Consider the following 22,897-nt stretch of genomic DNA (forward strand, 5'->3'; position numbering starts at 1 on the left):
CTGGTATGTCACGCCAATATCCGGCGCGTTTCACCGATTGGCGGTCAAAACAACAAGGCACCACCCAGGGCCACCCGCGCGTCCGGGGCATCATGGTTGAGTCCGGCCACTGCGAGCACATCCAGTTGCGTGTGCTTCGTGGGTTTCCACGCCACCGATGCCGCTGCCAGCGTGCGCACGACATGGTCCGCCGGATCCTGATCGCGCTCGATCGACAGCTCGGCGTTGGCGGTCACGCTGTCGGTCAAGGCATAGCCGACGCCGAACACCCCCGTCGCGTCGAAATGCCTGCCGTGCCCATCCTCGTCGACCGCCGCCGCCAATTGGCCGGTGAAATCGACGCTCCACTTCTTGTCGATCCGCCACATCACCGGCAGCACCGCTCCCGCCGACCAGTCGCCGTCGCCGATCCCGCTGCGCCCGACCGGCAGCGTCACATAAGGCTGCACCGCGGACGACAGCTTCTTGCCATCGGGATGGCTCAGCGCACGTCGCCAGCCGAGCGTGAGGTCACCCGCGCCGGTCTGCCGCATGACCTCACCGCTGGCCTTGTCACGCGTCCGCAGCGTGCCAAGCGGCGTCCAGCCGATCTGCGCCTCGCTGTCGCGCGTCAGCCCGATCCGCGCAGTCACTTCGCTGCGGATCAGGTCCTCGCGCGTCTCACCGTCGTCGTCGCGCTGCCAATCGACCCCGGACAGCTCGACCTGCACCTGACCGGGCAATGTCGTGCACCCGCTCGCGCCCAGCGACGGTCGATTGGGACAAAAACGCACACCAGGTGAATCCTGCGCCGCCGCTGAGCCTGCGATTGTCGCCAGCAGCGCAACCGCACCCCATTTCAGCCTCACCGCAGGCGCACCCACGTCGGCGCATGATCGCTCGCTTTCTCGCGACCGCGATACGCCTTGTCGACGCCCGCATCCGCCAGCCGATCGGCGACCGCCGGGCTGAGCAGCAGATGGTCGATGCGAAACCCTGCATCGCGTTGCCACGCACCGGCCTGATAATCCCAGAAGGTCCATATTCCGCCCTTCGGGTTGCGCGTCCGCAGCGCATCGGTCCAGCCCTGCGCCAGCAGCGCGCGATAGCCGTGGCGGCTTTCGGGCTGCATCAGCGCGTCCGCTGCCATCGCCTTCACCGAAAACGTATCGTCGTCATTCGGTATGACGTTGTAATCCCCCGCCAGAACGACCGGCACCTCTTCCGCGAGCAGCGCCCGGGCGCGCTCCTGCAATCGTCCGATCCAGCGCAATTTGTAGTCGAATTTCGGCCCCGGCACCGGGTTGCCGTTGGGCAGATAGATCGATGCGATCACCAGCCCGAACACCGAACATTCCAGATAGCGGCTGTGCTCGTCCTCCGGTTCGCCCGCCAACCCGCGCTGCCGTTCGACCGGGTCTACCCCGTGCGCGAGCACCGCGACGCCGTTGAAGCCCTTCTGCCCGTGCCACACCGCGCCATAGCCGGCGGCACGGATGTCGGCCTCGGGGAAGGTGTCGTCGCTCGACTTCAGCTCCTGGAGACAAACCACATCGGGTTGCTCCTCGGCGAGATATTCGAGCAGGCGAGGCAGCCGCGCCTTGATGCCGTTGACGTTGTAGGTGACGATCTTCACGCGCGCCGGTCTAAACGCGGCCGGCGCGCTTGTCTAACTACACCGAAAAGCTGGTGCCGCACCCGCAGCCGCTGGCGGCATTGGGATTTTCGACCTTGAACGACGCGCCGCCGAGCGACTCGACATAATCGACGCTGGCGCCCCGAACGAGGTCGAGGCTGATGTCATCGACCACCAGCCGCACGCCATCCGTCTCGGCAACCAGATCGGCCGGCTCGGGCGCGTCGGCGAAGCCGAAGCGATACTGAAACCCCGAGCAACCGCCACCCTCGACCGACAGCCGCAGGATCGCGGGCTTGTTCTGACGCGCGGCGATCGCCGCCACGCGCGCCGCGGCGGCAGGAGTCAGGATGATGTCGGGTGCGAGCGTGGCCATGGCATCAAGATAGGCGCGACTGCCGCAAACGGAAAGAGTATCTCCTTCTTCGTCATCCCGGACTTGATCCGGGATCCCGCTTCTTACCGTAGTTGGCGGAAAGAAGCGGGGCCCCGGATCAAGTCCGGGGCGACGGTATGAGGGAGTCGCCCCGCCTCAGTCCTGCGGTGCCGGCCCGCTCGTTGACACCGGGATCTGCCCGACCGCACGATCCTGCGCCGCCATCAGATAATCGGCGGTGGTCAGGAACGGCACCGGGTTCACCGCATGGCCGTCGATCCGCACCTCATAATGCAGGTGCGGCCCGGTCGAGCGCCCGGTCGACCCCATCAGCGCGATGAGCTGCCCGCGCTTCACGCGGGTGTTGTCGGCGACGATGATCTTGGAAAGGTGGCCGTAACGGGTCGCGATGCCCTTGCCATGGTTGATCTCGACCATGTTGCCGTAACCGCCCTGCCGGCCGGCGTGGCTGACGATGCCATCGGCGGTCGCGTAGATCGGCGTGCCCGACGGGCCGGGAATGTCGACCCCGGCGTGCATCGCGGCGGTGCCGCGGAACGGGTCGGATCGGATACCGAAGTTGCTGGTGAACTGCAGCTTCTGGACCGGCTGCACCGACGGGATTGCGATCACGCCCTGCTCCAGCCGATCGAGCTTCTTCCAGGTCATGAACAGCGAGCGGAATTGCTGATCGGCGGCGAGATCGGCGCGCGCCTCGGTGCTGGTCGCCTCGACCAGCGGGCCGCCCATCGCCGAACCGGCCTTGGCGACGCGGGTCGGCGCGATGCCGCGCTGGCGAAGCTGCTGCACGGTCGCGGCATAGCGGTCGAGCAAATGCTGCTCGGCGCCCTGTGCCAGCGCCACCTGCCGGCGCTCGACCTTCAGGAACGGGCGGATCGTGTCGGCGGCGACGCGCGTCGCCTGCGGATCGACCGCCAGCGTCGCCAGCGCCATCCGGCGCGCATCGCCCTGCCCGGTCAGCGCCGCGGTCAGCAGTTCCTGCCGCTGCTCGATGCGCGCGGCATGTTGCTGCGCGGCGGTGCGGATCGTCGCGACGCGCGCCTGCATCCGCTCGACCTTGTGCTCCATCGCCTGCATCCGCTGCGCCTGCGCCGCCGCGGCCGGCGTCAGCCCGGCCGCCTGTGCGACCTGCGTCGAGGCTTGCAGCGCGCCATAGCCGGCGAAACCGAGCAGAAGTGCGGCGCCCCCGCGCAGCAGCGCCGGGCGTCCGGCGATCACGGCGTTCAGGCGCACAAGCGGCCGCCCGGCCGGCAAAGAAGCGGTGTCGGTCATCAAACCCCAGATCAAGACTGCGACCGGCGCAACACGCCCCGGTCTTCCCCTTTTTCCGTGCCCGCTCGCGAAAAAACGCCGCAGCGAACGCAAAGGTTTGTGCGCGTCTAAAGGTTAATCAGGCAATAGCTTGTGCCCATGTGCGCGTCCAAGTGCCGGAGTCGTGCGCCGAGTCGTTGTAAGAAGCGGCAGTTCGCGTGATTTAGCGTGTCCTTGCGGCCGCAAGAACGGCCTCGGCATGGCCCGGAACCTTCACTTTGCGCCACGCCTGCACCAGCTTCGCCTCCCGATCGAACAGGAACGTCGCGCGCTCGATCCCCATATAGGTCTTGCCGTACAGTTGCTTCTCGCCCCACACGCCGAACGCTTCGGTAACGCTCCCGTCGAGATCGCTGGCGAGCGTGACGGTCAGCGCGTGCTTGTCGCGGAACTTGGCGTGCTTGGCGACCGTGTCGCGCGATACGCCGAGCACGGTGATGCCTGCAGCGGCAAACTCCTGGGACAAGGCTGAAAAGTCCTGCGCCTCGCGCGTGCAGCCCGGCGTGTCGTCCTTGGGATAGAAATACACGACCAGCGGGCGCGGCAGGTCATGCAGCCGCAACGGCGCGCCATCGACGCCGGTAGCGATCACGTCGGGGAGGGTGTCCATGCGATGCTCTCCTGCCAGCTTGCCGCGACGCTCTCGCGCACCCTCGCCAGCGTGGCAAGCACCGTCTCCCAATCAGGCAGCATCACCGCGCGCGCGATCAGCGCCCGCGTCGCGGCGGCGGCGGGCTCCTGCGCGTCGGGCGCGATCAGCCGGACGGTGACCAGCAGCCGTCCGAGCAGATCATAGGCGGCGCGCAGTTCGGGCGCGAACACGCCGGCCGCGATCAGCATATCCACCGCCCTGCCCAGATCGGGCGTGAACGCGATTCCTCTTGTCAGTTGCGCGACATGCACCGCGAACTCCAGGTCGACCAATCCGCCCGGCAGCAGCTTGGCATCCAACGGCCCTTGGGGCGGCTTGTGCTGCGCCATCTCGGCACGCATCGACGCTGCGTCAGCGGCGATATCGTGCGCGCGCCGGTCACCGTGCAGCACGCCCGCCACGATCGCCTCCACCGCCGCGCGCGCCGCCGCGCTGCCGTAGATCGCGCGCGCCCGCGTCAGCGCCATATGCTCCCACGTCCATGCTTCCTCGCGTTGGTATCGCGCGAAGGAATCGACGCTGACCACCAGCGGCCCCTGCGCGCCCGACGGCCGCAACCGTGTGTCCACCTGATACAGCGGCCCCGCCGCGGTCGGCACCGACAGCGCCGCGGTGACGCGTTGCGCCAGTCGCGAGAAATACAGCGTCGCTCCCAACGGCTTGGCACCATCCGATTCCGCGGTGAAATCGCCGGTGAACAGATAGATCAGGTCGAGGTCGGAGGCATGGGTCAGCGCCGCGCCGCCAAGCCTCCCCAGCGCCAGAAGCACCAATTCCCCCCTCGGCACCCGGCCATGCACCGCCTCGAACGCCGCGACCGTGGCCGCCGTCAGCACCTCGACCGCCGCCTCCGCGACCCGCGCATAGCCTGCCGCCACGTCCAGCGGATCGGCCCGCCCCGCGACGATCTGCGCGCCCAAGGCGAAGCGCCGATCACCGACGACGCGGCGGACATGCTCCAGCACCGCCTGATAATCCGCGTCCCGCTCGGTCGCACGCATCTGCGCCATCAACGTCGCCACGTCGCCGACCGGGTCGAAAGCGCTTGCATCGATCAACCCGTCGAGCAGGTCGGGCCGCCGCGCCAGCGCCTCGGCCAGCGTCGGCGCATGGCTCAATATGTCCGCCAGCAACGTCGCCAGCGCCGGCCGCGCCTCCAGCAAGCGGAAGATGTTGATCGCACTCGGCAATCGCTCAAGCAGGCGATCGAGCTGGTTCAGGGCCGTCATCGGCACCGCGGCTTGCGCCAGCGCCTCGACCAATCCCGGAAGTACCGCCTCCAGCGCGCTTTGCGCCGCGCCACTTCGCAAGGCCGGGTAGCGCGCCTCACGCCACGCGACGATCCGCCGCGCAGCGTCCGCGGTTTCGGCGAACCCGGCCTTCGCGAGATAGGCGAGCAGGCGTTCGGCATCGTGCGGCACCGCGGCGGCCGGGGCCGGCGCCAGCTTGTCGAAGGTCGCGGCGACGCGCGTGACCGCCGGGCGCAACAGGTCCAGCAATGCAGCGCCATCGGCAAGCCCGTGCAAGCGGGCGACCCGGTCGAGCCCGTCGCCGGTCGGCAGCGCATGGGTCTGCCGGTCGTCGATCATCTGGATACGATGCTCGATCGTGCGCAGCAGCGTATAGGAATCCGACAACGCCCGCGCGTCATCGGCGTCGATCCGCCCCGCCGCCGCCAGCGCGGCCAAGGCATCGCGCGTCGCCGGCGCACGCAGCGCCGGATCGCGTCCGCCGTGGATCAACTGGTGGATCTGGGCGAAGAATTCGATCTCGCGAATGCCACCCCGCCCCCGCTTCAGATCGTAACCGGGGCCGAACGCCTGCCCTTGCGCATGATGGTCGCGAATGCGACGCGTGATGTCGAGGATTTCGCCGACCGCGCCGAAATCGAGGCTGCGCCGCCAGATGAACGGGCGGATCGTATCGAGAAACCGCTGTCCCAGCGCGCGGTCACCCGCCGCCGCCCGGGCGCGAATGAACGCGGCGCGCTCCCATGGCAGCGCCTGCGACTCGTAATAAGCGATCGCCGCCTCGACGGGAATGACGATCGGCGTCGCCTCTGGCGAGGGTCGCAAGCGCAGATCGACGCGCAACACATAGCCATCGGCATCGCGCGCCTGCAGCAGTTCCAGCACACGCCGCCCGATCCGCACTGCCGCATCCGCCGCGTCCTCGCGCGGGCGGTGCGGCAGGGTGAGCGGATCGTAGATCAGGATCGGATCGATATCGGAAGAATAATTGAGTTCGCGACTTCCCTGCTTGCCCAGCGCGATCGCGGCGAAACCCTGCGGCACGGCATCGGGGGTACGCTCCACGATCGCGGCGGTGATCGCGCGATCGAGCGCGGAGTCGGCGAAGTCGGTCAATGCGGCGGTCACCGCGGTCAGGTCCATCGTCCCCGCCAGATCGCCCTCCGCGACCTGCAATGCGAGTTGTCGGCGCTCCAGCCGCAGCCTCTTTCCGATCGGCACGTCCGGGCTGGCGAGCGTGGCGGCGGTCACGTCCTCGCGCGCGATCAGCCCGTCCAGAAATGGTGCGAAGCGGGCAGCGCGCGCCCGCGCCTCGGCGACCGGATCAGTCATACGCCCGCAACCTTAGCGCAAAGTCGGCGTTGCGGCACCATGGTTCATGAAGCCTCCTCCAACGGCGTTCCTTCCCACGGCGCCTATGTCGTGCGTGATGAGCACGCCGCGGACGCGCTCGCTGCTCCGCTGCGGGCCGCATTCCGCAAGGAGACGAAGATGCCCTGCGAGATCGAGTGCTGCCTAGATCGGCTCCGGCGCGTCCGCTTTCGCGACTGATCTCACCTGGTGCCAATGCAAGTGCAGCGAGGCAGTCCAACGTCGGGTTGGACTGCCTCGCTGCGCTCACGATGACGAACAGGAACCTGAATCAGGCGTCGCGGTCGCGGCTCAACTCGTCGACTTCGCTCATGATCGAATCCAGCGTCGACCGTTCGCTGTCGACCTCGTGGTCACGACGCGACGACAGCGCGCTACCGGCCATCAGCGCCTCGAGCGCGACACGTCCGCGTGCCACCCGGCTCTTGATCGTGCCCACCGCGACACCGCAGATCTCCGCCGCTTCTTCATAGGCGAAGCCACCCGCGCCGACGAGGATCAACGCCTCGCGCTGCGGCTGCGGCAAGTGCATCAGCGCACGTTGCATATCGGCCAATTCTACATGCTTGTCCTGGCTGGCAGGTGCCGCAAGCACGCGGTCGGCGACCAGATCGTCCCACTCGCCCTTGAATCGCGCGCGACGCATCTGGCTCAGGAACAGGTTGCGCAGGATGATGAAGGTCCAGGCGCGCATGTTGGTGCCGGCCTGGAAACGCTTGCGCGCCGCCCAGGCCTTCAGCAACGTCTCCTGCACCAGATCGTCGGCCAGATCGCGATTGCCCGACAGCGATCGCCCGAAGGCGCGCAGGTGCGGGATCACCAGCGCCAACTGTTTCTTGAACTCCGGGTCGGAGAGCGCGACGTGCTCGACGGGCCCCGTCGCCGGCGCATCGTCTGCGAGCGTATTGGATTGGGTCATGCCGCTCCGTTGTGCTGGATCGGCGCCGTGCTGGCGCCCGTCCGAGCCGTCAAGATAGGTAGCGTCCGGCCGCTTGGCCAGTCCGTGCGTCAACATCCGCGTGTCAGGACAACAGGATCGCAGCGAAGATCGCGACCACCAGCAGCAATGACGCCACCAGGATGTATCGCGTCATGCCCGGCGTGCTGCCCGCCCGCGCCTCGTCGGTGTCGAGGTGAATGCGCTCGTTTTCGTCTGCCATAAGCGATGTAACCCTTCAGAACCGTTTTGGGTCCGTATCGAACACGGACCCGCAACAGGATGCCGGATCGTTAGGCAGCGCGCCGCGATCAGGCCGGAACGGTGCTCTCGTCGAAGAAGAGCGCCTGGCTGATCGCCGCCTTCACCGTGGACCGCTGGAACGGCTTGGTGATGAGGAACGTCGGCTCGGGCCGCTCGCCGGTCAGCAACCGCTCCGGGAAGGCGGTGATGAAGATCACCGGCACGTTGAACTCGGCCAGGATGTCCTTGACCGCGTCGATCCCCGAACTGTCGTCGGCAAGCTGGATGTCGGCGAGCACCAGACCCGGACGATCCTCCATCGCCAGCGCCACCGCCTCGTCGCGGGTCACCGCAACGCCGGTCACTTCATGCCCCAAGTCGCGGACGATCGATTCGATGTCCATCGCGATGATCGGCTCGTCCTCGATGATCAGCACGCGCGCACGGGTCTGCTTCTCGATCTCGGCCAGCGCCTCGGCGACCAGCGCATCGACCTCGGCCGCATCGACCTCGATCAGATACGCCGCATCCTCGGGGGTAAAACCTTCCATCGCGGTCAGCAGCAGCGCCTGCCGCGACAGCGGCGTCATCCGCGACAGCCGCGCGCGCGCCACCGCTTCCTGATCCTCGGCCGGCGTCTCCTCGGCGGTCTCGTCGAAATTGGCGGAATTCCAGATCGCCTGGAAGGTGCGATAGAGCCCGAGCCGCGGATCGACATCACGCGGAAATTCCTCCGGCGCGGCCACGATCGCTTCCAGCGTGGCGCGCACATACCGGTCGCCCTGCGCCTGGCTGCCCGTCAGCGCGCGACCGTAGCGGCGCAGGAACGGAAGGTGCGGCGCGAGTTGTTGTCCGAGCGACATGTGTAGAAAACCCTCCCTGCGGCGCGGCCCAGGCCGGCACCGCCGATACCCAAATGGATGCGGACGTCATGACAGGTCGCAGATGATACCCCCCGACCGGCGATTTTCGTCGCACGGCCATGGAACCAACGACGCCGGGTTTGGTTTCATCGGTCATACGTGCATTACGCGCTTGTCCGGTTGGGGCGTTCGTCCGACGAACGTCCTGCGGTGCTGTGTTGGCCCGTCTGGGGTGCCGATGGTCGGACTGTCTTAGGGGGTTTACGTTGACGTCGGATAAGGAAGCGCCTGAAAAGCCGAAAAAGGGCACCGCGGCACAATCGAAGAACCGCGACATGGGATCGGCGCTGCGCTCCGTCTACCAGAAGACCGTGGAGGAAGCGGTGCCGGACGACCTGCTCTCACTGCTCGGCAAGCTAGACTAAAGCGACGTGGCCGCCCCTTCCGCGGTTGACGCCCCCCGTCCCGCCGCGGGGCGTCTCGACATGGTGTCGCGCTGGCCCACCGGCGCAAAGCTGTTCCTGATCCTCAGCATCGCGCTTTTGCCGCTCGCGCTGATCGCGATCTTCGCGACATTGCGCGTGACGCAGATTGCCGACACCGAATTGCGTTCCCACCTGCGCGTCGCGGCATCCGAATCGAGCCGCGCGATCGCGATCGAGCTGGTCGGCGACATGACCGCGCTGCGCGTGGCGGTCGACGCATTGACCGCCGACCGCGGCGATGCCCCCAGTTGCGCACGCGCGCAGGGCGTGTTCGCCCAGCAATCCGCGGCGGGCACCGGGTTCGTCATCCTTGACCGGCGCGGCCGCGCCATCTGTGGCGAGCCGTTCCCCGGCGCCGCCGCCTTCGCGCGCCAGTCGCCGACCGATGCGGTGAGCGCGCGGCTCGTGGACAAGCGCGGGCTGATGCTTCGCTTCGCCGGACGCAACGACGGCCTCACCGCCGCGGCATATTTTCCTGCGCCCTTCCTCGCGCAGATCAGCCGTCCGAGCGGGTTCGCTCCCGATTACGGCCTGACGCTGGCGCTCGGCGACGAGCGGCTCGAACTGGACCCGCTCGACCGCGAAAGCGCGCTGGAGCGGCGTGAGACGATCCGCAGCGATCTCGGCATTGCCGGGCTCGCGCTGGAGATGCAGGTGCGCAGCGCGCCGATCGGGTCGCCGCTGCTGATCGCGCTCACCTTTCCGCTGCTGATGTGGGCGGCGGCCGCCGCGATCAGTTGGTTCGTGGTCGACCGGCTGCTGATCGCACCGTTGCGCGCACTGCGCGGCAGCATCGCGGCCTATGCGCCGGGCGATCAGCCCGATCCCGCCATGCTGCGCGCGCTTCCGGCTCAGGAGATCCGCGACCTGGGCGACACATTCCGCGCGCTCAGCCGCACGGTCGCGATCCACGAAGCCGAACTTGCCGACGGGCTGATGCGGCAAACCAAGCTGACGCGCGAGGTCCACCACCGCGTCAAGAACAACCTGCAGGTCATTTCCAGCCTGATCAACTTCCACGCCCGTGGCGCGCGCAGCGTCGAGGCGACGCAGGCCTATGCCTCGATCCAGCGGCGCGTCGATGCGCTCGCGGTCGTCCATCGCTATCACTATGCCGAGATGGAGGAAAATCGTGGGGTCGGCTTGCGGGCCGTGCTCGGCGAACTCGCCTCCAGCATCCGCGCCACCGCGCCGGAGGGCACGCGCGTCGGGATCGTGCTCGATATCGACACCTTCTACGTCACGCAGGACGTGGCCGTCGCAGTCGCTTTTCTGGTCACCGAGCTGGTGGAACTGGCGATGACCTGCGTCAGCGAGACGCAAGTGCGGATCACGCTCAAGCCGGTTGACGATCCGCAACGCGCACTGCTTCGCCTGTCGTCGCGCGCCCTGGTCGACACCGACCACCTACGCGAGGGGCTTCAGCATCGCTACGGGCGCGTGATCGAGGGGTTGACGCGGCAATTGCGCTCGACCCTTCAGCACGATCCGCTCACCGGCGCCTACGAAATCGCGATCGCGGTCACCGGGCGCGAGTAGCATTGTAAAATACTTTTGAATTCTCGCATGAAGCGCGGAACCCCGTCCAACCTTCGTCGTTCTCATCCTCGGATAGCGACTATACGCCCCCCCGCTTTCGCTATCCAAGACATGGGCCCGGAAGCACCTACCCTCCCCCCCCCGGTGGTGCTTCCGGGCCTTAACTTTCCCCCCTCCACCTTCATGGCTCACCGCGGAACGAACCGCGGCGATTACGCATTGTGCGCTATGGATTTTTTGGAGACTGTCCCATGCGTAAAGTTCTGACGGCTGCTGTCCTGGCGGGTGCCGTGCTGGTGTCGGCGTGCAACACCGTCCATGGTGTCGGCAAGGACGTGTCGTCGGCGGGCGACGCCGTCGCGGGCGCAGCGGACAAGAACAAGTAAGCTTCGTCACGCCGACGTACAAACGGGCGGCCCGTCGCATGACGGGCCGCCCGTTTTCGTAGAAGCGATCGGCTCGCCTCATCGCCGTCGCCCCGGACTCGATACGGGGCCCCGCTTCTTCCTGGCCGCCGTCAAGGAAAAGAAGCGGGCTCCCGGATCACGTCCGGGATGACGGTGGGAAGTCAGGCGGACGCCGTCGGTATCGCGGGCGTAAGGGCCCGAAAGCTCCGGTTATTCCGCGTTGGCGGCGGCAGCGACGTCCTCGCGTGCACGCCGACGCTCGGTGAACCAGATGCCGATGATCGCGGCCTCGTACAGGATCACCAGCGGGATCGCGAGCAGGAGCTGCGATCCGACATCGGGTGGCGTCAGCACCGCCGCGATGGCGAAGGCACCGACGATCGCATAGCGCCGTGCGCCGATCAGTTGCTTGCGGGTGACGATCCCTGCCCGCTCCAGCAGCATCAACAGCACCGGCAACAGGAACGCCGCGCCGAACCCGAACAGGAATTGCATGACGAAGCTGAGATAATTGCCGATCGCGGGCAATGCTTGCTGCTGCACCCCGCCGATCATTCCCGAATAGCCGAGCAGGAAATGCAGTGCCATCGGGATCGCGATGAAATACGCCATCGACGCGCCCATCAGGAACAACACCGGCGTCGCCAACAGGAACGGCAGCAATGCCCGCCGCTCCTTGCGATAAAGGCCGGGCGCGACGAACTGCCAGAGCTGGTTGGCGATCACCGGGAAGGAGATCATCATCGCCGAGAAGAACGCCACCTTCACCTGAACGAAGAACGCCTCGAACACCTGCGTGTAGATGACCGTCTTCTGCCCGGCATGGAGCAGCGGCTGGACGAGGAAGGCGAAGATGTCCTCCGCGAAATACCAGCAGACGAAGAACGCCACCAGGATCGCGGCGATGCAGTACAACAACCGCCGTCGCAGCTCGAGCAGATGGTCGAGCAACGGCGCGCGCGAATCTTCCAGTTCGTCGACGATCTCGGTCACGATGCAGCCTTGTCCTGGATCACGCGGCCATCGGGCGCATGACGATCGTCGCCGTCACGCACCTCAGTGGGTTGCTCGTTGCGCGGCTCGTCCGCCACCGCTGCCGGCTCGGGGACCACATGCGGCTTCTCGACCATCACGGGATGCTGGACGTCGTCGATCGGCGACGGGGCATCGCTGGCAGAGGCGTGATCGGGCAGCGCAGGCGCAGCCGGCGGGGTCGGGACGAACGGATGCTCGCGCATGATCCGCTCATTCTCCGCCTTCCACTTCTTCTCCATCTCCTCCAGCTCGGCCTCACGCACCATTTCGTCGAAGCCGTTGCGGAACTGGCGGCCGACCGCGCGCGCGCGGCCGACCCAATAGCCAAGGACGCGCATCGCCTTTGGCAGATCCTTGGGACCGATCACGACCAGTGCGACGAACGCGACCAGCAGGAATTCGGAGGGAGCGATATCGAACATTCAGCGCGCGCCGGGCTTGATACGATCGGTCAGCGGCGTTCCTCGCGAACACGATCGGCATCGCGGTCGAACGCCGGCTCGGCGTGGCTCTTGGCCTCGATCCGCGCCTTGGGACGATCGTCCTCGTCCTCTTCGGCCATGCCCTTCTTGAAATTCTTCACACCCTTGGCGACGTCGCCCATCAGGTTCGAGAAACGACCGCCGCCCAACAGCAGGATCGCGACCACCGCGAGGATGAGGATATGCGGAAGGCTGAAACTGCCCATGACGAAATCTCCTAAGATGGAACCGTATCTAGTCTTCCTCGACGGCGTTTTCCACCGCGAGTTGATCGAAGGCCAGATCGACCGGGTCGAGCAGCCCGGCGGCGCGCAGATCGTCGACGCCGGGAAGGTCGCGACGGCTCTTGAGCCCGAAATGTGACAGAAATTCGGGGGTCGTGGCGAACATCAGCGGACGCCCGGGCACTTCGCGCCGTCCGGCGGGCCGTACCCACCCCGCCTCCATCAGCACGTCCAGCGTGCCGCGTGCCGTCTGCACCCCGCGGATCGCCTCGATTTCGGCGCGGGTCACCGGCTCGTGATAGGCGATGATCGCCAGCGTCTCGATGCCCGCGCGACTCAGGCGCCGGATTTCGTCGCGTCCGCGCCGCAGCAGATGCGCAAGGTCCGCCGCGGTCTGGAAATGCCAGCGCCCGCCGCGCTCGACCAGTTCGAAGCCGCGTCCGCGATAATGGATCGTCAGACGATCCAGCGCTCCGCGCACGTCGCCCTCGCCGGCATGGGCGCGGATCGCCTCGCGCGTCAGCGGTTCGGTGGCGGCGAACAACACCGCTTCGACCGCGCGATCATACGCGTCGCTCATGCCGCGGGCCGACGCACGTAGAGCGGCGCGAACGGCGCCTCCTGCTGCAACTCGGCCCTGCCCTGCCGCGCGAGTTCCAGCGCAGCGAGGAAGCTCGACGCCAGCGCCGACCGCCGCAGCGGATTGCTGCCCGTCTCGGGCAGGAAGCGCTCCAGCGCCTGCCAGTCGATCGTCGTACCCAACAGCGCCGCCACCCGCGCGAGTGCCGCCTCCAGCGTCACCACCTCCCGATCACGCACCACGTGCAGCGCGGGCCGGGCGCGGGCAGTCACCTGCCCGAACGCCGCCAGTAGATCATAATATTCGACCGACCAGAACGCCTTGCGATCGACATGCAATCCCTCGGGCGCGCCGCGCAGGAAGACGTCGCGGCCCAGCCGAATCGCGCGCCATCAGGCGCGCCCCGGCCTCACGCATCGCATCCAGCCGCTCCAGCCGAAGCTGGAGCTTGATCGCCAATTCCTCTGGATCGGTCTCTACCTCGGCCTCGCGCGGCAGCAGCAGCGCGGATTTCAGATAGGCCAGCCATGCCGCCATCACCAGATAATCGGCGGCCAGCTCCAACTGCAGCACGCGCGCGCGTTCGACATAAGCGAGATATTGCTCGACCAGATGGAGGATCGAAATATCGCGCAGATCCACCTTCTGCGCGCGTGCGAGCGACAGGAGCAGGTCGAGCGGTCCTTCGAAACCGTCCAGGTCGAGCGTCAATTGCGTGGGCGGCTCGCTCGTCATGCCGTGCCGCTAATCATCAAGGCCGTTCTGTCCCCCACGCCGTAGAGACTGGCATATCGGGCACCGCTCCGCCAGAGCCGGTGGGTGCCGTCAACGGCGCTCGCGCGGTCGAAACGCGCGATCGGGGCGCGGTGTACGGATGCCCTCGGCACGATTCTGGCCACGCAGATCGCGGAAGTCGCGGCGGACGTCGTTGCGATAGGCGCGCCGCGCGTCCTGGCGTTGCTGACGGAACTGGTCGCGCGTGATCTGGCCATTGCGATAGGCCTGCCGGTCGCCCCGCACGTCGTTGCGATAATCCCGCCGCTCGCGCCGGACGTCGCCCCAATTCTCGCGCACGTCACGGTCACCGTAGCCATACCGCCGCTGCGCCCAATAACGTCGCTGGCCGTCGTTCCAGGGATAGGCGCGGCGATAGCGATCGTAGACGTACACGCCCGTACCGGGATAATAATAATCCCCGTACCAACCATAATAACCGTTGCCGTAGCCGCCGGCGTAATAAGGATCGTTGTAATAGCCGCTACCGGCACCGATCCCGATCCCCGAATAGCCATAACCATCGGTACACGAAGCGGTCGCCATCGACAGACCACCCAACAGCCCGATCAGCAGCACGCGTGGCGCGAACATCCTGGCCTCTCCTCACATGGAGCATGGTGGCGATACGCACCACCAATCGAGGTCAACGAGGGGTGAACCGCGTGGTTCCGGCCGCGTGCTCAGTGGCCGGGAAAGGCGACCAGCGCGGATACCGCGATGTCCTCGGCGCGGAGCAGGTCGGCGCCGCCGAGATCGGGGAGGTCGACGACGAACTGGGCCTGCGCGACCACCGCGCCCGCCTTACGAAGCAGCCGCACCGCCGCACGCGCGGTGCCACCGGTGGCGATCAGGTCGTCCACCAGCAATATGCGCGCGCCGGGCGCGCAGGCGTCGGCGTGGATCGCGATCCGGTCGGTGCCATATTCCAGCGCATAATCTTCTGCGATCGTCGCGCCGGGCAATTTGCCGTCCTTGCGGATCAGCAGCACGCCGGCCTGCAACGGGATCGCCAGCGCGGCGGCGAAGAGGAAGCCGCGCGCCTCGACGCCGGCGACCAGGTCGACCGGGCCCTCGACCGCCGCCACCATCCGCTCGACGCAGGTCGCGAGTCCCTGCGGCGAGAGCAGCAACGTGGTGATGTCGCGAAACTGGATGCCCGGCTTGGGGAAGTCGGGGATGGTGCGGATCAGCGCCTTGAGGTCGTCGTTCATACGCTCCGCCTACACGAAAACGGCGACCGGGGGAGTGCCCGGTCGCCGCTTACACCTGATGGACGTCGCCTCATGACACGTCCCGACCCTGCTGGCGCGCCGGGTCGGGACGCCCGATCAATGCTTCACGTCGCGCCACACGTTCTGATAGGCACCCCAGGTCAGATAGACGAAGATCAGCAGGAAGATCACCACCGCGACGCCCGCCGCATGGCGCGCCTCGAGGTTCGGCTCGGCGGTCCAGGTCAGGAACGCGGCGACGTCGCGCGCCATCTGGTCCTTGGTCGCCTTGGTCCCGTCCGAATAGGTCACCTGCCCGTCCGACGTGATCGGCGGCGGCATCGCGATGTTGAGGTTCGCGAAATACGGATTGTAGTGCAGCCCCTCCGGCGTCTTGGCGTCTGGGAACTCCTGCAGCAGCTCGGCCGGCTGGTCGCGATAGCCGGTGATGAGCGCATGGACGTAGTTCGAGCCGTCCTCGCGCGCCTTGGTCATTAGCGACAGGTCGGGCGGGAGCGCATTGTTGTTCGCCGCGCGCGCCGCGACCTCGTTGGCGAACGGCGACGGGAAGTGATCCGACGGCAGGTTCTTGCGCGTCGCCGCCTCGCCCGTTTCCGGGTTCACGCTCGGCTGCTCGATCACCCACTGGGTGGCGATCGCCTTCACCTCGGCCTCGTTATAGCCGATCTTCTGCAGGTCGCGGAACGAGACGTACTTCAGCGAGTGGCAGGCAGCGCAGACTTCCTTGTAGACCTGGAAGCCGCGCTGGAGCTGCGCACGATCGAACTTCCCGAACAGCCCGGCCGAGGACAGGTGGATGTTCTCCGGGTGCTTATGGAACGCATGTTCGGCGGTGTGCGGTGCCGGGTTCTGGATCGCGTCCTTCGCGGTGAAGAAGAGCGCCAGCGCCAGCACGAAGACGAATCCCGCGCCGACCAGCAGTGAAATGAGACGAACCATCTTCTGTCGAATCCTCTCTTCGTCTCTGTCTCAGCTCGCCATCGCGGTCTGCGCGGGGCTGGTGCCGCCGTGCTTCGCCAGCACCGCCTCGGTAATCGAGTTAGGCAGCGGGCGCGGACGCTCGGCCGCCGACACCAGCGGCAGGATGATGAGGAAGTGCGCGAAATAATATCCCGCCGCGATCTGGCCCATCATCACGTTGCGCGCGGTCGCCTCGGCCCCACCGACATAGCCGAGCACCAGCACGTCGAGCAGCAGCACGAGCAGGAACCAGCGGTACGTCGGACGATAATTCGCCGAGCGCACCGGCGAGGCATCCAGCCACGGCAGGAAGAACAGCAGCAGGATCGACCCGAACATCGCCAGCACGCCCCACAGCTTCGCCGGCAGGATGAAGTCCGCGGTGAAGCTCTTCAGGATCGCGTAGAACGGCAGGAAGTACCATTCGGGCACGATATGCGCCGGGGTCGAGAGCGGGTTCGCCTCGATGTAATTGTCCGGGTGACCCAGCAGGTTCGGCGAGAAGAACACGAACAATGCGAAGATCAGGAAGAACACGCCGACGCCGACGCCGTCCTTGGCGGTGTAGTAAGGGTGGAACGGCACCGTGTCCTGCTCGCCCTTCACGTCGACGCCGGTCGGGTTGTTCGAGCCCGGAATGTGCAGCGCCCAGATGTGGAGGATGATGACCCCCGCGATCACGAACGGCAGCAGATAGTGCAGCGAGAAGAAACGGTTCAGCGCGGCGTTGTCGGGCGCGAACCCGCCGAGCAGCCAGACCCGGATCGTCTCGCCGACCAGCGGGATCGCCGAGAAGAAGCCGGTGATGACCTGCGCGCCCCAGAAGCTCATCTGCCCCCAAGGGAGCACATAGCCCATGAAGGCGGTCGCCATCATCAGCAGGAAGATCACGACGCCCAGCAGCCACACCATCTCGCGCGGCGCCTTGTACGATCCGTAATACAGCCCGCGCCCGATGTGGATGTAGACGACCGCGAGGAACATCGACGCGCCGTTGGCGTGCGCATAGCGCAGGAACCAGCCGGCGTTGACGTCGCGCATGATGCTCTCGACCGAGCCGAACGCGACGCCGGCATTGGCGGCGTAATGCATCGCCAGCACGACGCCGGTGACGATCTGGATGACCAACGCCGCGCCCGCGAGCACGCCGAAGTTCCAGAAATAATTGAGGTTGCGCGGCACCGGATAGCCCGCGCCGATCGCGTTGTAGACGAGGCGCGGCAGCGGCAGCTTCTCGTCCACCCAGCGCATCAGCGGCGCCTTCGGCTCGTAATGCTTGGCCCAGGGAAAGCTCATGTCGGTATCTCCCCTCAGCCGACCGTCACGACGGTGTCGGAATTGAACGTATAGTCGGGCACGTGCAGGTTCTGCGGCGCCGGTCCCTGCCGGATGCGCCCGGCGGTGTCATAGGCCGAACCGTGGCACGGGCAGAAATAGCCGCCGAACGGCCCCTTGTTCTCGCCCTCGCCCGCGCCCAGCGGCACGCAGCCGAGGTGCGTGCAGACGCCGAGCGTGATCAGCCAGTTCTTCTTGCCCGCCTTGGTGCGCTCTTCCAGCGTCTGCGGATCGCGCAGCGAGGAGACGTCGACCGCATCGGCCTCGCCGATTTCCTTCGGCGTCAGGTTGCGGACGAACAGCGGCTGCTTGCGGAAGCTGGCCTTGATCGCCTGCCCCGGCGCGATCTTCGAGATGTCGATCTCGGTGGTGGACAGCGCCAGCACGTCGGCCGACGGGTTCATCTGATTGATCAGCGGCAGGACGATCGCGACCGCGCCGACCCCGGCGAACGACACCGCGGCGATGTTGATGAAGTCGCGGCGGCGCGGATCGTGCGCTTCCTCATGATAGGGCGCGGGATCTTCGCCGAGGGGGATTTCCTGCTCTGCCATCGCCATTCGCGTCACACCTCTGCCCGTTCCTCTGTCCGGCGGGTGGCTGATGCCGCGTGCGACACTGTTGCTCCCCGCCTGTGGCCTGCCCGTCCCCACGGCGGCCTTTCCGGCCTGATAGCCGTGCCCTCGCCGCTTTGCCAACAGCATTTTGCGTGCGTAAGGACGGCGGCGATGCGGATCGCACTCTACCAACCGGACATTGCGGGCAACGTCGGCACGCTGCTGCGGCTCGGCGCGTGCCTCGGCGTGGCGGTCGATCTGATCGAGCCGATGGGCTTTCCGTGGAGCGATCGCGCGCTGGCGCGCTCGGGAATGGACTATGCCGGCAAGGTCGAGGTCCGCCGTCACGTAGACTGGGACGCGTTCCTTTCCGCCAGTACCGGCCGGATCGTGCTGGCGACCACCACCGGCGCGGTGCCGCTGACCGCGGCGAGGTTCGCGGCCGATGACATTTTGTTGCTGGGCAGCGAAGGGGCCGGGGTGCCGACTGACGTGCACGACCGTGCCGACCTGCGCGTGCGCGTACCGATGCGCGCCGGGCTGCGCTCGCTCAACGTCGCGGTGGCGGGGGCGATGCTGCTGGGCGAGGCGCTGCGGCAGACGGACGGCTGGCCGGCGGACTAGGGCCGCTCGACATCCTCCCATCGCCTGCCTTCTCCCGTCATCCCGGACGTGATCCGGGATCGCGCTTCTAACGTCGTCGGCAAGAAGCGGGGCCCCGGATCAGGTCCGGGGCGACGAGCAAGGGACTGCCCGGCTCGATCCCTCGACGGTGCTGCACCGGGAAGCTGAACGTCGACCGACCTCAGCACGCGCGACCGCGCCGAGCACGTGCACGAGCAGGCCCTCGCCATCGTGGTGGAGATTGTGGCCGCCCGGCATCGCGATGATCTTCGCGCCCGGCACGCGCAGCTTCGGGCAGAGGCTGTCGTCCTCCTCGTCGCCATAGATGCAGGTCAGCGGCGCCCAGGTCAGCGTGTTGCCCGTCTCCGCGCCGAGACTGTCGGGGGTTCCGCGATAGACCCAGCCGGTCGGATCGGCGCGATAGAAGACCGTCTCCCCCGGCAGGATCAGCACGATCCCGGCGACGTGCGCGCGCAGGTCGGCGGGCAGATGCGCCAGCCCGGTCTGGACGATGTCCGCGCCATAGGACTGGCCCATCACCACCACCCGCTGCTGCCCGGTGCGTTTCAGCGCAGTGCGCACCGCATCGGCGACGAACGCGTCGACCTCCGCGCGGGTGCGGCGGAACCGGAAGAAGACCGGCGACGAGACGCCGAGCACCGTGACGTGATGCTCGGTCAGCCCGCGCGAGGTCGAGGCGCCGAGCAGGAAGCGCAGCCCCATGTCGCCGGAAATGTTGACGACCCCGATCGGGCGTGCGGGCGGCTGTGCCGGATAGAGATGGTACGGATCGCGATCGAAATAGCCGCCCGCCGCGACCATCGCGCAGACGAAGGCGGAGCTGACCGCGGTCACGCGCACCCCGCGCCAGAAGGATTTGGCGTTCATGTGCCCCGCTCTGCCATTGCCGCTGCGCCTTGGCCAGCGCGCACCGACGCGCTAGGTCGGCGGCATGATGACGCTGGATGACGAACAGGCCGCCGCGCGCGCCTGGTTCGAGGAGTTGCGCGACCGGATCTGCGCGGAGTTCGAGGCGATCGAGCGCGAGGCCGGCTCGGATGCCGGGTTCGACTATACGCCCTGGGACCGCCACGATCCCGGCGGCCTGCCCGGCGGCGGCGGGGTGCGCGGCGTGATGAAGGGCCGTGTGTTCGAGAAGGTCGGCGTCAACGTCTCGACCGTCGGCGGCACCTTCGAGGGCGAATTCGGCAAGACCATCCACGGCGCGGGCGACGATCCGCGCTTCTTCGCCACGGGCATCAGCCTCGTCGCGCACATGGCCAATCCGCATGTGCCGGCGGTGCATATGAACACGCGCTTCCTCGTGACGACCAAGCGCTGGTTCGGGGGCGGCGCGGACCTCAACCCGCCGCTGCCGATCGCCGAGGATACCGAGGACTTCCACGCGACGCTGGCGCGCGCCTGCGACGCACACGATCCCGAGCATTATCCGCGGTTCAAGAAGTGGGCCGACGATTATTTCTACATCCCGCACCGGCAGGTGCATCGCGGGGTCGGCGGGATCTTCTACGATCATCTGGAGGGCGATTTCGCGCGCAACTTCGCGTTCACGCAGGATGTCGGGCGCGCGTTCCTCGACGTCTATCCGCGGATCGTGCGGCGACGGATGGACATGCCGTTCAGCGAGGCCGACATTGCCGAGCAGCGCGCGTGGCGCGGGCGCTATGCCGAGTTCAACCTCGTCTATGACCGCGGCACGCTGTTCGGGCTCAAGACCGGCGGCAACATCGACGCGATCCTGATGAGCCTTCCCCCCGTGGCGACCTGGGCCTGACGGTGGCGGGGCTGACCCAATTGCGTGACGATCAGGTCGCCGCGATCGTCACGACGCTGGAGATGACCGAGCGCCCGCGCCCGCGCGCACTGCCGGACGCCTCGCTGCGGCTGGTGCGGTGGGAGCAGCCATCGCCCGACAAATACCGGACGCTGTTCCGCCGCGTCGGCGCGCCATGGCTGTGGTTCTCGCGGCTGGTCATGGACGATGCCGCGCTCATCGCGATCGTCCATGATCCGGCGGTCGAGGTCTATGCCGTGGTCGATCGCGCCGGAATCGAGGTCGGGATGCTGGAACTGGATTTCCGCCACCCAACCGCGTGCGAGATCGGCTATTTCGCGCTCGTCCCCGAACTGGCGGGGCGCGGGCTCGGGCGCTGGCTGATGGCGCAGGCGCTGGGGCTCGCGTGGCGCAGCGGCATCGTGCGGGTGTGGGTGCACACCTGCACGCTCGACCACCCCAGGGCGCTCGGCTTCTACCGCGCGCAGGGCTTCGTCGCGACCAAGCGGACGATCGAGACGTTCACCGATCCGCGCGTGCTCGGCGTGCTCCCCGCCGATGCCGCGCCTCAGGTCCCCTTGCTGGCGCGGATTCGGTAAGCGACGACGCCGAGCAGCAGCAGCGCGACCGCGTAGCTCGTTCCGATCGCGGCGATCAGCGCGTCGACCAGCGCCAGAGCAAGCGGATTGCCCATCCCACTGCGCAACGACTCGTCGGCGAGCAGCAGCGGCGACACCGTCAGCCATTGCGCGAGGAACAGGGTGACGATCGCCCCGGTCAGCGCGCGATCCAGCCCCTTGGTCATCTTCCAGCTCAGCCGCAGCGAGGCGAGCGGCTTCAGCGCCGGATGCCGCGCCATCGCCGGGACCGCGACGATCAGCCGCGCCTGCACGTACAGCCCCGGCAGCACCAGCAGCCACAGCCCCATCGCCACCGGCACCGCCATCGCCGCGGTCGCGATCGTGAACGCCACCAGTCGCACGATCGCCTGCCCCAGCGCCTGCCCGATCGTCAGCCGGTCCGGCTCGAGCAGGAACAGCGCGATCGCCGCGATGCCGTAGGTGCCGATCAATTCCGCCAGCAGGAACCAGATGCCATTGTCCTGGCTCCAGAGCGCGACGTTGCTCAGCCACGCCTCCATCGCCACTTCGCTGCGCGGCCCCGTCGGCAATGACGGCAACGGATCGCACAGAAGCGCGGCGGCGAAGGCGGGCAGGAAGACGAAGGTGCCGGCGATCGGCAGCAGCAGCGTCGCATCGCGTCGGAACAGACGCCATACGACCGACAGCAACCCGGCGAAGCCGATCGTCATGCCAGCGGCGCCATCCGGTGCTCGCGCTCGACCGCGGCGACATAGAAGCGTGCGTAGAACACGCTCTGCACCATCGTGGCGCCGGCCGAGATCAACGTGCTGATCACCGCCACCACGAACCCTACGCCGCCCTGCGCCTCGCCGCCCAGGATCAGCCGCGCGATGATCCCGACCACCGACGTGGCGGCGAGCATCGCGACGGTCGTGATGATGAAATAGAGGATCAGCACGCCGATCAGCTTCAGCGTCGATCCCTTGCTCAGCGCCAGGCTGCGGCGCAGCGCACCCAGCCCGCGCCGTTCGTTGGTGACGATCCCGAACAACGGCACGATCCGCGCGCTGAACCATAGCCCCAGCAGGACCGCCAGCAACACCGACAGTCCCGCGCCGGCCGTATAGCCGGGCGCGGCGTGCGACATGTCGAGCTTGCCGCCCATCGACAGCGTCGCGCCCGACAGCGCCAGCAAAGCGCCCGCGGGAATGAACACCACGATCGCCGCCGCCACCAGCACGACCAACACGCCCAACGCCGGCAGTAACCGCTCACCTGCGATCCGCAACGCCTGCGCGCGGTCGACCGCCGGATCGCTCGCGACCGCGGTCATCGCCAGCACGCCCAGGATCAACAGCACCAGCACACCCAGGCGAAGCAACGGCCCGACGATCGCGGCGGAACCGGCCAAGGGCACCAACGTCCCCAGCGCCGCCCCGACGATGCCGGGCAACACCAGCGTCAGCAACGCGATGCTCGTGAGGATTCCGGCCCGCCCGCGCAGGACGTCCACCGTCCGATCCCACACGTCGCCGATCCTGATCATCGCCACCTCATGCCGCCTGCGGATGCCTCTACTCCGGGCGTAGGGGCAGTTCGGTCGCTCGGCAATGGTCGTCGTCCACGGGCGGACGCTTGCCAA

Annotated in this window: 28 protein-coding genes and 1 pseudogene; 7 read left to right on the top strand and 22 right to left on the bottom strand. The window is 67.4% G+C overall.

Annotated elements, in window-relative coordinates; translation table 11 throughout:
* Window positions 1–44: 44 nt before the first annotated feature.
* From PGN16_RS08745 to PGN16_RS08770, 6 genes are all read right to left on the bottom strand, one after another.
* Window positions 45–848: a transporter gene (locus tag PGN16_RS08745; RefSeq protein ID WP_335309026.1), complete on the bottom strand. Its 804-nt coding sequence runs from the start codon at window positions 846–848 to the stop codon at window positions 45–47.
* Window positions 845–1,615 (bottom strand): exodeoxyribonuclease III, encoded by a 771-nt coding sequence (gene xth / locus PGN16_RS08750; RefSeq protein WP_335309027.1) that lies wholly within the window; start codon window positions 1,613–1,615, stop codon window positions 845–847. Before xth ends, PGN16_RS08745 begins: the two co-directional genes overlap by 4 nt.
* 37 nt (window positions 1,616–1,652) lie before the next feature.
* Window positions 1,653–1,991, bottom strand: a complete 339-nt coding sequence (erpA, locus tag PGN16_RS08755) for an iron-sulfur cluster insertion protein ErpA (RefSeq protein WP_335309028.1) — start codon at window positions 1,989–1,991, stop codon at window positions 1,653–1,655.
* Window positions 1,992–2,147: 156 nt separating this feature from the next.
* Window positions 2,148–3,284 carry a M23 family metallopeptidase gene (locus PGN16_RS08760; protein ID WP_335309029.1) on the bottom strand — a complete coding sequence of 379 codons (1,137 nt, stop codon included), beginning with the start codon at window positions 3,282–3,284 and terminating at the stop codon, window positions 2,148–2,150.
* Window positions 3,285–3,486: 202 nt separating this feature from the next.
* Window positions 3,487–3,933, bottom strand: a complete 447-nt coding sequence (locus PGN16_RS08765) for a peroxiredoxin (RefSeq protein WP_335309030.1) — start codon at window positions 3,931–3,933, stop codon at window positions 3,487–3,489.
* Window positions 3,912–6,557, bottom strand: coding sequence for a bifunctional [glutamine synthetase] adenylyltransferase/[glutamine synthetase]-adenylyl-L-tyrosine phosphorylase (locus tag PGN16_RS08770; protein ID WP_335309031.1), 2,646 nt, complete (start codon window positions 6,555–6,557; stop codon window positions 3,912–3,914). The genes PGN16_RS08765 and PGN16_RS08770 overlap by 22 nt, the downstream gene beginning before the upstream one ends.
* 39 nt (window positions 6,558–6,596) lie before the next feature.
* Here PGN16_RS08770 and PGN16_RS08775 point away from each other — a divergent pair, with 39 nt between their 5' ends.
* Window positions 6,597–6,776 (top strand): hypothetical protein, encoded by a 180-nt coding sequence (locus PGN16_RS08775; RefSeq protein ID WP_335309032.1) that lies wholly within the window; start codon window positions 6,597–6,599, stop codon window positions 6,774–6,776.
* Between the two features lie 91 nt (window positions 6,777–6,867).
* On the opposite strand, the gene PGN16_RS08780 is transcribed toward PGN16_RS08775, so the two are convergent.
* The 3 genes from PGN16_RS08780 to PGN16_RS08790 form a co-directional block, all read right to left on the bottom strand.
* Window positions 6,868–7,515 (bottom strand): sigma-70 family RNA polymerase sigma factor, encoded by a 648-nt coding sequence (locus tag PGN16_RS08780; protein ID WP_335309033.1) that lies wholly within the window; start codon window positions 7,513–7,515, stop codon window positions 6,868–6,870.
* Window positions 7,516–7,618: 103 nt separating this feature from the next.
* Window positions 7,619–7,756, bottom strand: coding sequence for a hypothetical protein (locus tag PGN16_RS08785; RefSeq protein ID WP_335309034.1), 138 nt, complete (start codon window positions 7,754–7,756; stop codon window positions 7,619–7,621).
* A gap of 88 nt (window positions 7,757–7,844) precedes the next feature.
* Complete coding sequence (locus PGN16_RS08790; protein ID WP_335309035.1) at window positions 7,845–8,639, bottom strand: response regulator; 795 nt, start codon at window positions 8,637–8,639, stop codon at window positions 7,845–7,847.
* 266 nt (window positions 8,640–8,905) lie between these two features.
* Here PGN16_RS08790 and PGN16_RS08795 point away from each other — a divergent pair, with 266 nt between their 5' ends.
* From PGN16_RS08795 to PGN16_RS08805, 3 genes are all read left to right on the top strand, one after another.
* A complete protein-coding gene (locus PGN16_RS08795) occupies window positions 8,906–9,064 on the top strand; it encodes a NepR family anti-sigma factor (RefSeq protein ID WP_162143908.1) in 159 nt (52 codons plus the stop codon).
* A 60-nt stretch (window positions 9,065–9,124) separates the two neighbouring features.
* Window positions 9,125–10,663, top strand: a complete 1,539-nt coding sequence (locus tag PGN16_RS08800; protein WP_335309036.1) for a sensor histidine kinase — start codon at window positions 9,125–9,127, stop codon at window positions 10,661–10,663.
* Window positions 10,664–10,914: 251 nt separating this feature from the next.
* A complete protein-coding gene (locus tag PGN16_RS08805; protein ID WP_335309037.1) occupies window positions 10,915–11,049 on the top strand; it encodes an entericidin A/B family lipoprotein in 135 nt (44 codons plus the stop codon).
* Window positions 11,050–11,280: 231 nt separating this feature from the next.
* On the opposite strand, the gene tatC is transcribed toward PGN16_RS08805, so the two are convergent.
* The 10 genes and pseudogenes from tatC to petA form a co-directional block, all read right to left on the bottom strand.
* Window positions 11,281–12,063: a twin-arginine translocase subunit TatC gene (gene tatC, locus PGN16_RS08810; RefSeq protein WP_335309038.1), complete on the bottom strand. Its 783-nt coding sequence runs from the start codon at window positions 12,061–12,063 to the stop codon at window positions 11,281–11,283.
* The gene (gene tatB, locus PGN16_RS08815; RefSeq protein WP_335309039.1) at window positions 12,060–12,527 is read right to left on the bottom strand and encodes a Sec-independent protein translocase protein TatB; all 468 of its coding nucleotides are present in this window, start codon (window positions 12,525–12,527) and stop codon (window positions 12,060–12,062) included. Before tatB ends, tatC begins: the two co-directional genes overlap by 4 nt.
* A 29-nt stretch (window positions 12,528–12,556) precedes the next feature.
* The gene (locus tag PGN16_RS08820) at window positions 12,557–12,793 is read right to left on the bottom strand and encodes a twin-arginine translocase TatA/TatE family subunit (RefSeq protein ID WP_335309040.1); all 237 of its coding nucleotides are present in this window, start codon (window positions 12,791–12,793) and stop codon (window positions 12,557–12,559) included.
* A gap of 28 nt (window positions 12,794–12,821) precedes the next feature.
* Window positions 12,822–13,391, bottom strand: a complete 570-nt coding sequence (gene scpB / locus PGN16_RS08825; RefSeq protein ID WP_335309041.1) for an SMC-Scp complex subunit ScpB — start codon at window positions 13,389–13,391, stop codon at window positions 12,822–12,824.
* Window positions 13,388–14,126 (bottom strand): annotated as a pseudogene (locus PGN16_RS08830) (segregation and condensation protein A). Before PGN16_RS08830 ends, scpB begins: the two are co-directional and overlap by 4 nt.
* Before the next feature lie 90 nt (window positions 14,127–14,216).
* Window positions 14,217–14,759, bottom strand: coding sequence for a peptidase (locus tag PGN16_RS08835; RefSeq protein WP_335309042.1), 543 nt, complete (start codon window positions 14,757–14,759; stop codon window positions 14,217–14,219).
* Between the two features lie 89 nt (window positions 14,760–14,848).
* Window positions 14,849–15,379 (bottom strand): adenine phosphoribosyltransferase, encoded by a 531-nt coding sequence (locus tag PGN16_RS08840; protein WP_335309043.1) that lies wholly within the window; start codon window positions 15,377–15,379, stop codon window positions 14,849–14,851.
* A 117-nt stretch (window positions 15,380–15,496) separates the two neighbouring features.
* Window positions 15,497–16,339, bottom strand: a complete 843-nt coding sequence (locus PGN16_RS08845; RefSeq protein ID WP_335309044.1) for a cytochrome c1 — start codon at window positions 16,337–16,339, stop codon at window positions 15,497–15,499.
* Between the two features lie 30 nt (window positions 16,340–16,369).
* Window positions 16,370–17,656 (bottom strand): cytochrome b, encoded by a 1,287-nt coding sequence (locus PGN16_RS08850; protein ID WP_335309045.1) that lies wholly within the window; start codon window positions 17,654–17,656, stop codon window positions 16,370–16,372.
* A gap of 14 nt (window positions 17,657–17,670) precedes the next feature.
* Window positions 17,671–18,249, bottom strand: coding sequence for a ubiquinol-cytochrome c reductase iron-sulfur subunit (gene petA / locus PGN16_RS08855; RefSeq protein WP_443019658.1), 579 nt, complete (start codon window positions 18,247–18,249; stop codon window positions 17,671–17,673).
* Window positions 18,250–18,423: 174 nt separating this feature from the next.
* Here petA and PGN16_RS08860 point away from each other — a divergent pair, with 174 nt between their 5' ends.
* Window positions 18,424–18,876 carry a tRNA (cytidine(34)-2'-O)-methyltransferase gene (locus tag PGN16_RS08860; protein ID WP_335309047.1) on the top strand — a complete coding sequence of 151 codons (453 nt, stop codon included), beginning with the start codon at window positions 18,424–18,426 and terminating at the stop codon, window positions 18,874–18,876.
* 99 nt (window positions 18,877–18,975) lie between these two features.
* Here PGN16_RS08860 and PGN16_RS08865 read toward each other — a convergent pair whose 3' ends face one another.
* Complete coding sequence (locus PGN16_RS08865; protein WP_335309048.1) at window positions 18,976–19,764, bottom strand: AcvB/VirJ family lysyl-phosphatidylglycerol hydrolase; 789 nt, start codon at window positions 19,762–19,764, stop codon at window positions 18,976–18,978.
* A 64-nt stretch (window positions 19,765–19,828) separates the two neighbouring features.
* On the opposite strand from PGN16_RS08865, the gene hemF reads away from it, so the two are divergent.
* Both hemF and PGN16_RS08875 read left to right on the top strand, forming a co-directional pair.
* Window positions 19,829–20,671 (top strand): oxygen-dependent coproporphyrinogen oxidase, encoded by an 843-nt coding sequence (gene hemF / locus PGN16_RS08870; RefSeq protein WP_335309049.1) that lies wholly within the window; start codon window positions 19,829–19,831, stop codon window positions 20,669–20,671.
* Window positions 20,672–20,733: 62 nt separating this feature from the next.
* Window positions 20,734–21,270, top strand: coding sequence for a GNAT family N-acetyltransferase (locus tag PGN16_RS08875; protein ID WP_335310309.1), 537 nt, complete (start codon window positions 20,734–20,736; stop codon window positions 21,268–21,270).
* On the opposite strand, the gene PGN16_RS08880 is transcribed toward PGN16_RS08875, so the two are convergent.
* Complete coding sequence (locus tag PGN16_RS08880) at window positions 21,240–21,983, bottom strand: hypothetical protein (RefSeq protein WP_335309050.1); 744 nt, start codon at window positions 21,981–21,983, stop codon at window positions 21,240–21,242. The genes PGN16_RS08875 and PGN16_RS08880 overlap by 31 nt on opposite strands.
* Window positions 21,980–22,807, bottom strand: a complete 828-nt coding sequence (locus PGN16_RS08885) for a hypothetical protein (protein ID WP_335309051.1) — start codon at window positions 22,805–22,807, stop codon at window positions 21,980–21,982. Before PGN16_RS08885 ends, PGN16_RS08880 begins: the two co-directional genes overlap by 4 nt.
* Between the last annotated feature and the right edge of the window lie 90 nt (window positions 22,808–22,897).

It is taken from the genome of Sphingomonas phyllosphaerae (genome assembly GCF_036946485.1).
GTDB classification, from domain to species: domain Bacteria; phylum Pseudomonadota; class Alphaproteobacteria; order Sphingomonadales; family Sphingomonadaceae; genus Sphingomonas; species Sphingomonas phyllosphaerae_E.

What these genes read in the sequence shown, in the direction of transcription:
- erpA (WP_335309028.1), bottom strand. Translation starts at nt 1,991, where the DNA reads ATGGCCACGCTCGCACCCGACATCATCCTGACTCCTGCCGCCGCGGCG.
- PGN16_RS08760 (WP_335309029.1), bottom strand. Translation starts at nt 3,284, where the DNA reads ATGACCGACACCGCTTCTTTGCCGGCCGGGCGGCCGCTTGTGCGCCTG.
- PGN16_RS08765 (WP_335309030.1), bottom strand. Translation starts at nt 3,933, where the DNA reads ATGGACACCCTCCCCGACGTGATCGCTACCGGCGTCGATGGCGCGCCG.
- PGN16_RS08770 (WP_335309031.1), bottom strand. Translation starts at nt 6,557, where the DNA reads ATGACTGATCCGGTCGCCGAGGCGCGGGCGCGCGCTGCCCGCTTCGCA.
- PGN16_RS08775 (WP_335309032.1), top strand. Translation starts at nt 6,597, where the DNA reads ATGGTTCATGAAGCCTCCTCCAACGGCGTTCCTTCCCACGGCGCCTAT.
- PGN16_RS08780 (WP_335309033.1), bottom strand. Translation starts at nt 7,515, where the DNA reads ATGACCCAATCCAATACGCTCGCAGACGATGCGCCGGCGACGGGGCCC.
- PGN16_RS08785 (WP_335309034.1), bottom strand. Translation starts at nt 7,756, where the DNA reads ATGGCAGACGAAAACGAGCGCATTCACCTCGACACCGACGAGGCGCGG.
- PGN16_RS08790 (WP_335309035.1), bottom strand. Translation starts at nt 8,639, where the DNA reads ATGTCGCTCGGACAACAACTCGCGCCGCACCTTCCGTTCCTGCGCCGC.
- PGN16_RS08800 (WP_335309036.1), top strand. Translation starts at nt 9,125, where the DNA reads ATGGTGTCGCGCTGGCCCACCGGCGCAAAGCTGTTCCTGATCCTCAGC.
- PGN16_RS08805 (WP_335309037.1), top strand. Translation starts at nt 10,915, where the DNA reads ATGCGTAAAGTTCTGACGGCTGCTGTCCTGGCGGGTGCCGTGCTGGTG.
- tatB (WP_335309039.1), bottom strand. Translation starts at nt 12,527, where the DNA reads ATGTTCGATATCGCTCCCTCCGAATTCCTGCTGGTCGCGTTCGTCGCA.
- PGN16_RS08820 (WP_335309040.1), bottom strand. Translation starts at nt 12,793, where the DNA reads ATGGGCAGTTTCAGCCTTCCGCATATCCTCATCCTCGCGGTGGTCGCG.
- scpB (WP_335309041.1), bottom strand. Translation starts at nt 13,391, where the DNA reads ATGAGCGACGCGTATGATCGCGCGGTCGAAGCGGTGTTGTTCGCCGCC.
- PGN16_RS08835 (WP_335309042.1), bottom strand. Translation starts at nt 14,759, where the DNA reads ATGTTCGCGCCACGCGTGCTGCTGATCGGGCTGTTGGGTGGTCTGTCG.
- PGN16_RS08840 (WP_335309043.1), bottom strand. Translation starts at nt 15,379, where the DNA reads ATGAACGACGACCTCAAGGCGCTGATCCGCACCATCCCCGACTTCCCC.
- PGN16_RS08845 (WP_335309044.1), bottom strand. Translation starts at nt 16,339, where the DNA reads ATGGTTCGTCTCATTTCACTGCTGGTCGGCGCGGGATTCGTCTTCGTG.
- PGN16_RS08850 (WP_335309045.1), bottom strand. Translation starts at nt 17,656, where the DNA reads ATGAGCTTTCCCTGGGCCAAGCATTACGAGCCGAAGGCGCCGCTGATG.
- petA (WP_443019658.1), bottom strand. Translation starts at nt 18,249, where the DNA reads ATGGCAGAGCAGGAAATCCCCCTCGGCGAAGATCCCGCGCCCTATCAT.
- PGN16_RS08860 (WP_335309047.1), top strand. Translation starts at nt 18,424, where the DNA reads ATGCGGATCGCACTCTACCAACCGGACATTGCGGGCAACGTCGGCACG.
- PGN16_RS08865 (WP_335309048.1), bottom strand. Translation starts at nt 19,764, where the DNA reads ATGAACGCCAAATCCTTCTGGCGCGGGGTGCGCGTGACCGCGGTCAGC.
- hemF (WP_335309049.1), top strand. Translation starts at nt 19,829, where the DNA reads ATGATGACGCTGGATGACGAACAGGCCGCCGCGCGCGCCTGGTTCGAG.
- PGN16_RS08875 (WP_335310309.1), top strand. Translation starts at nt 20,734, where the DNA reads ATGACCGAGCGCCCGCGCCCGCGCGCACTGCCGGACGCCTCGCTGCGG.
- PGN16_RS08880 (WP_335309050.1), bottom strand. Translation starts at nt 21,983, where the DNA reads ATGACGATCGGCTTCGCCGGGTTGCTGTCGGTCGTATGGCGTCTGTTC.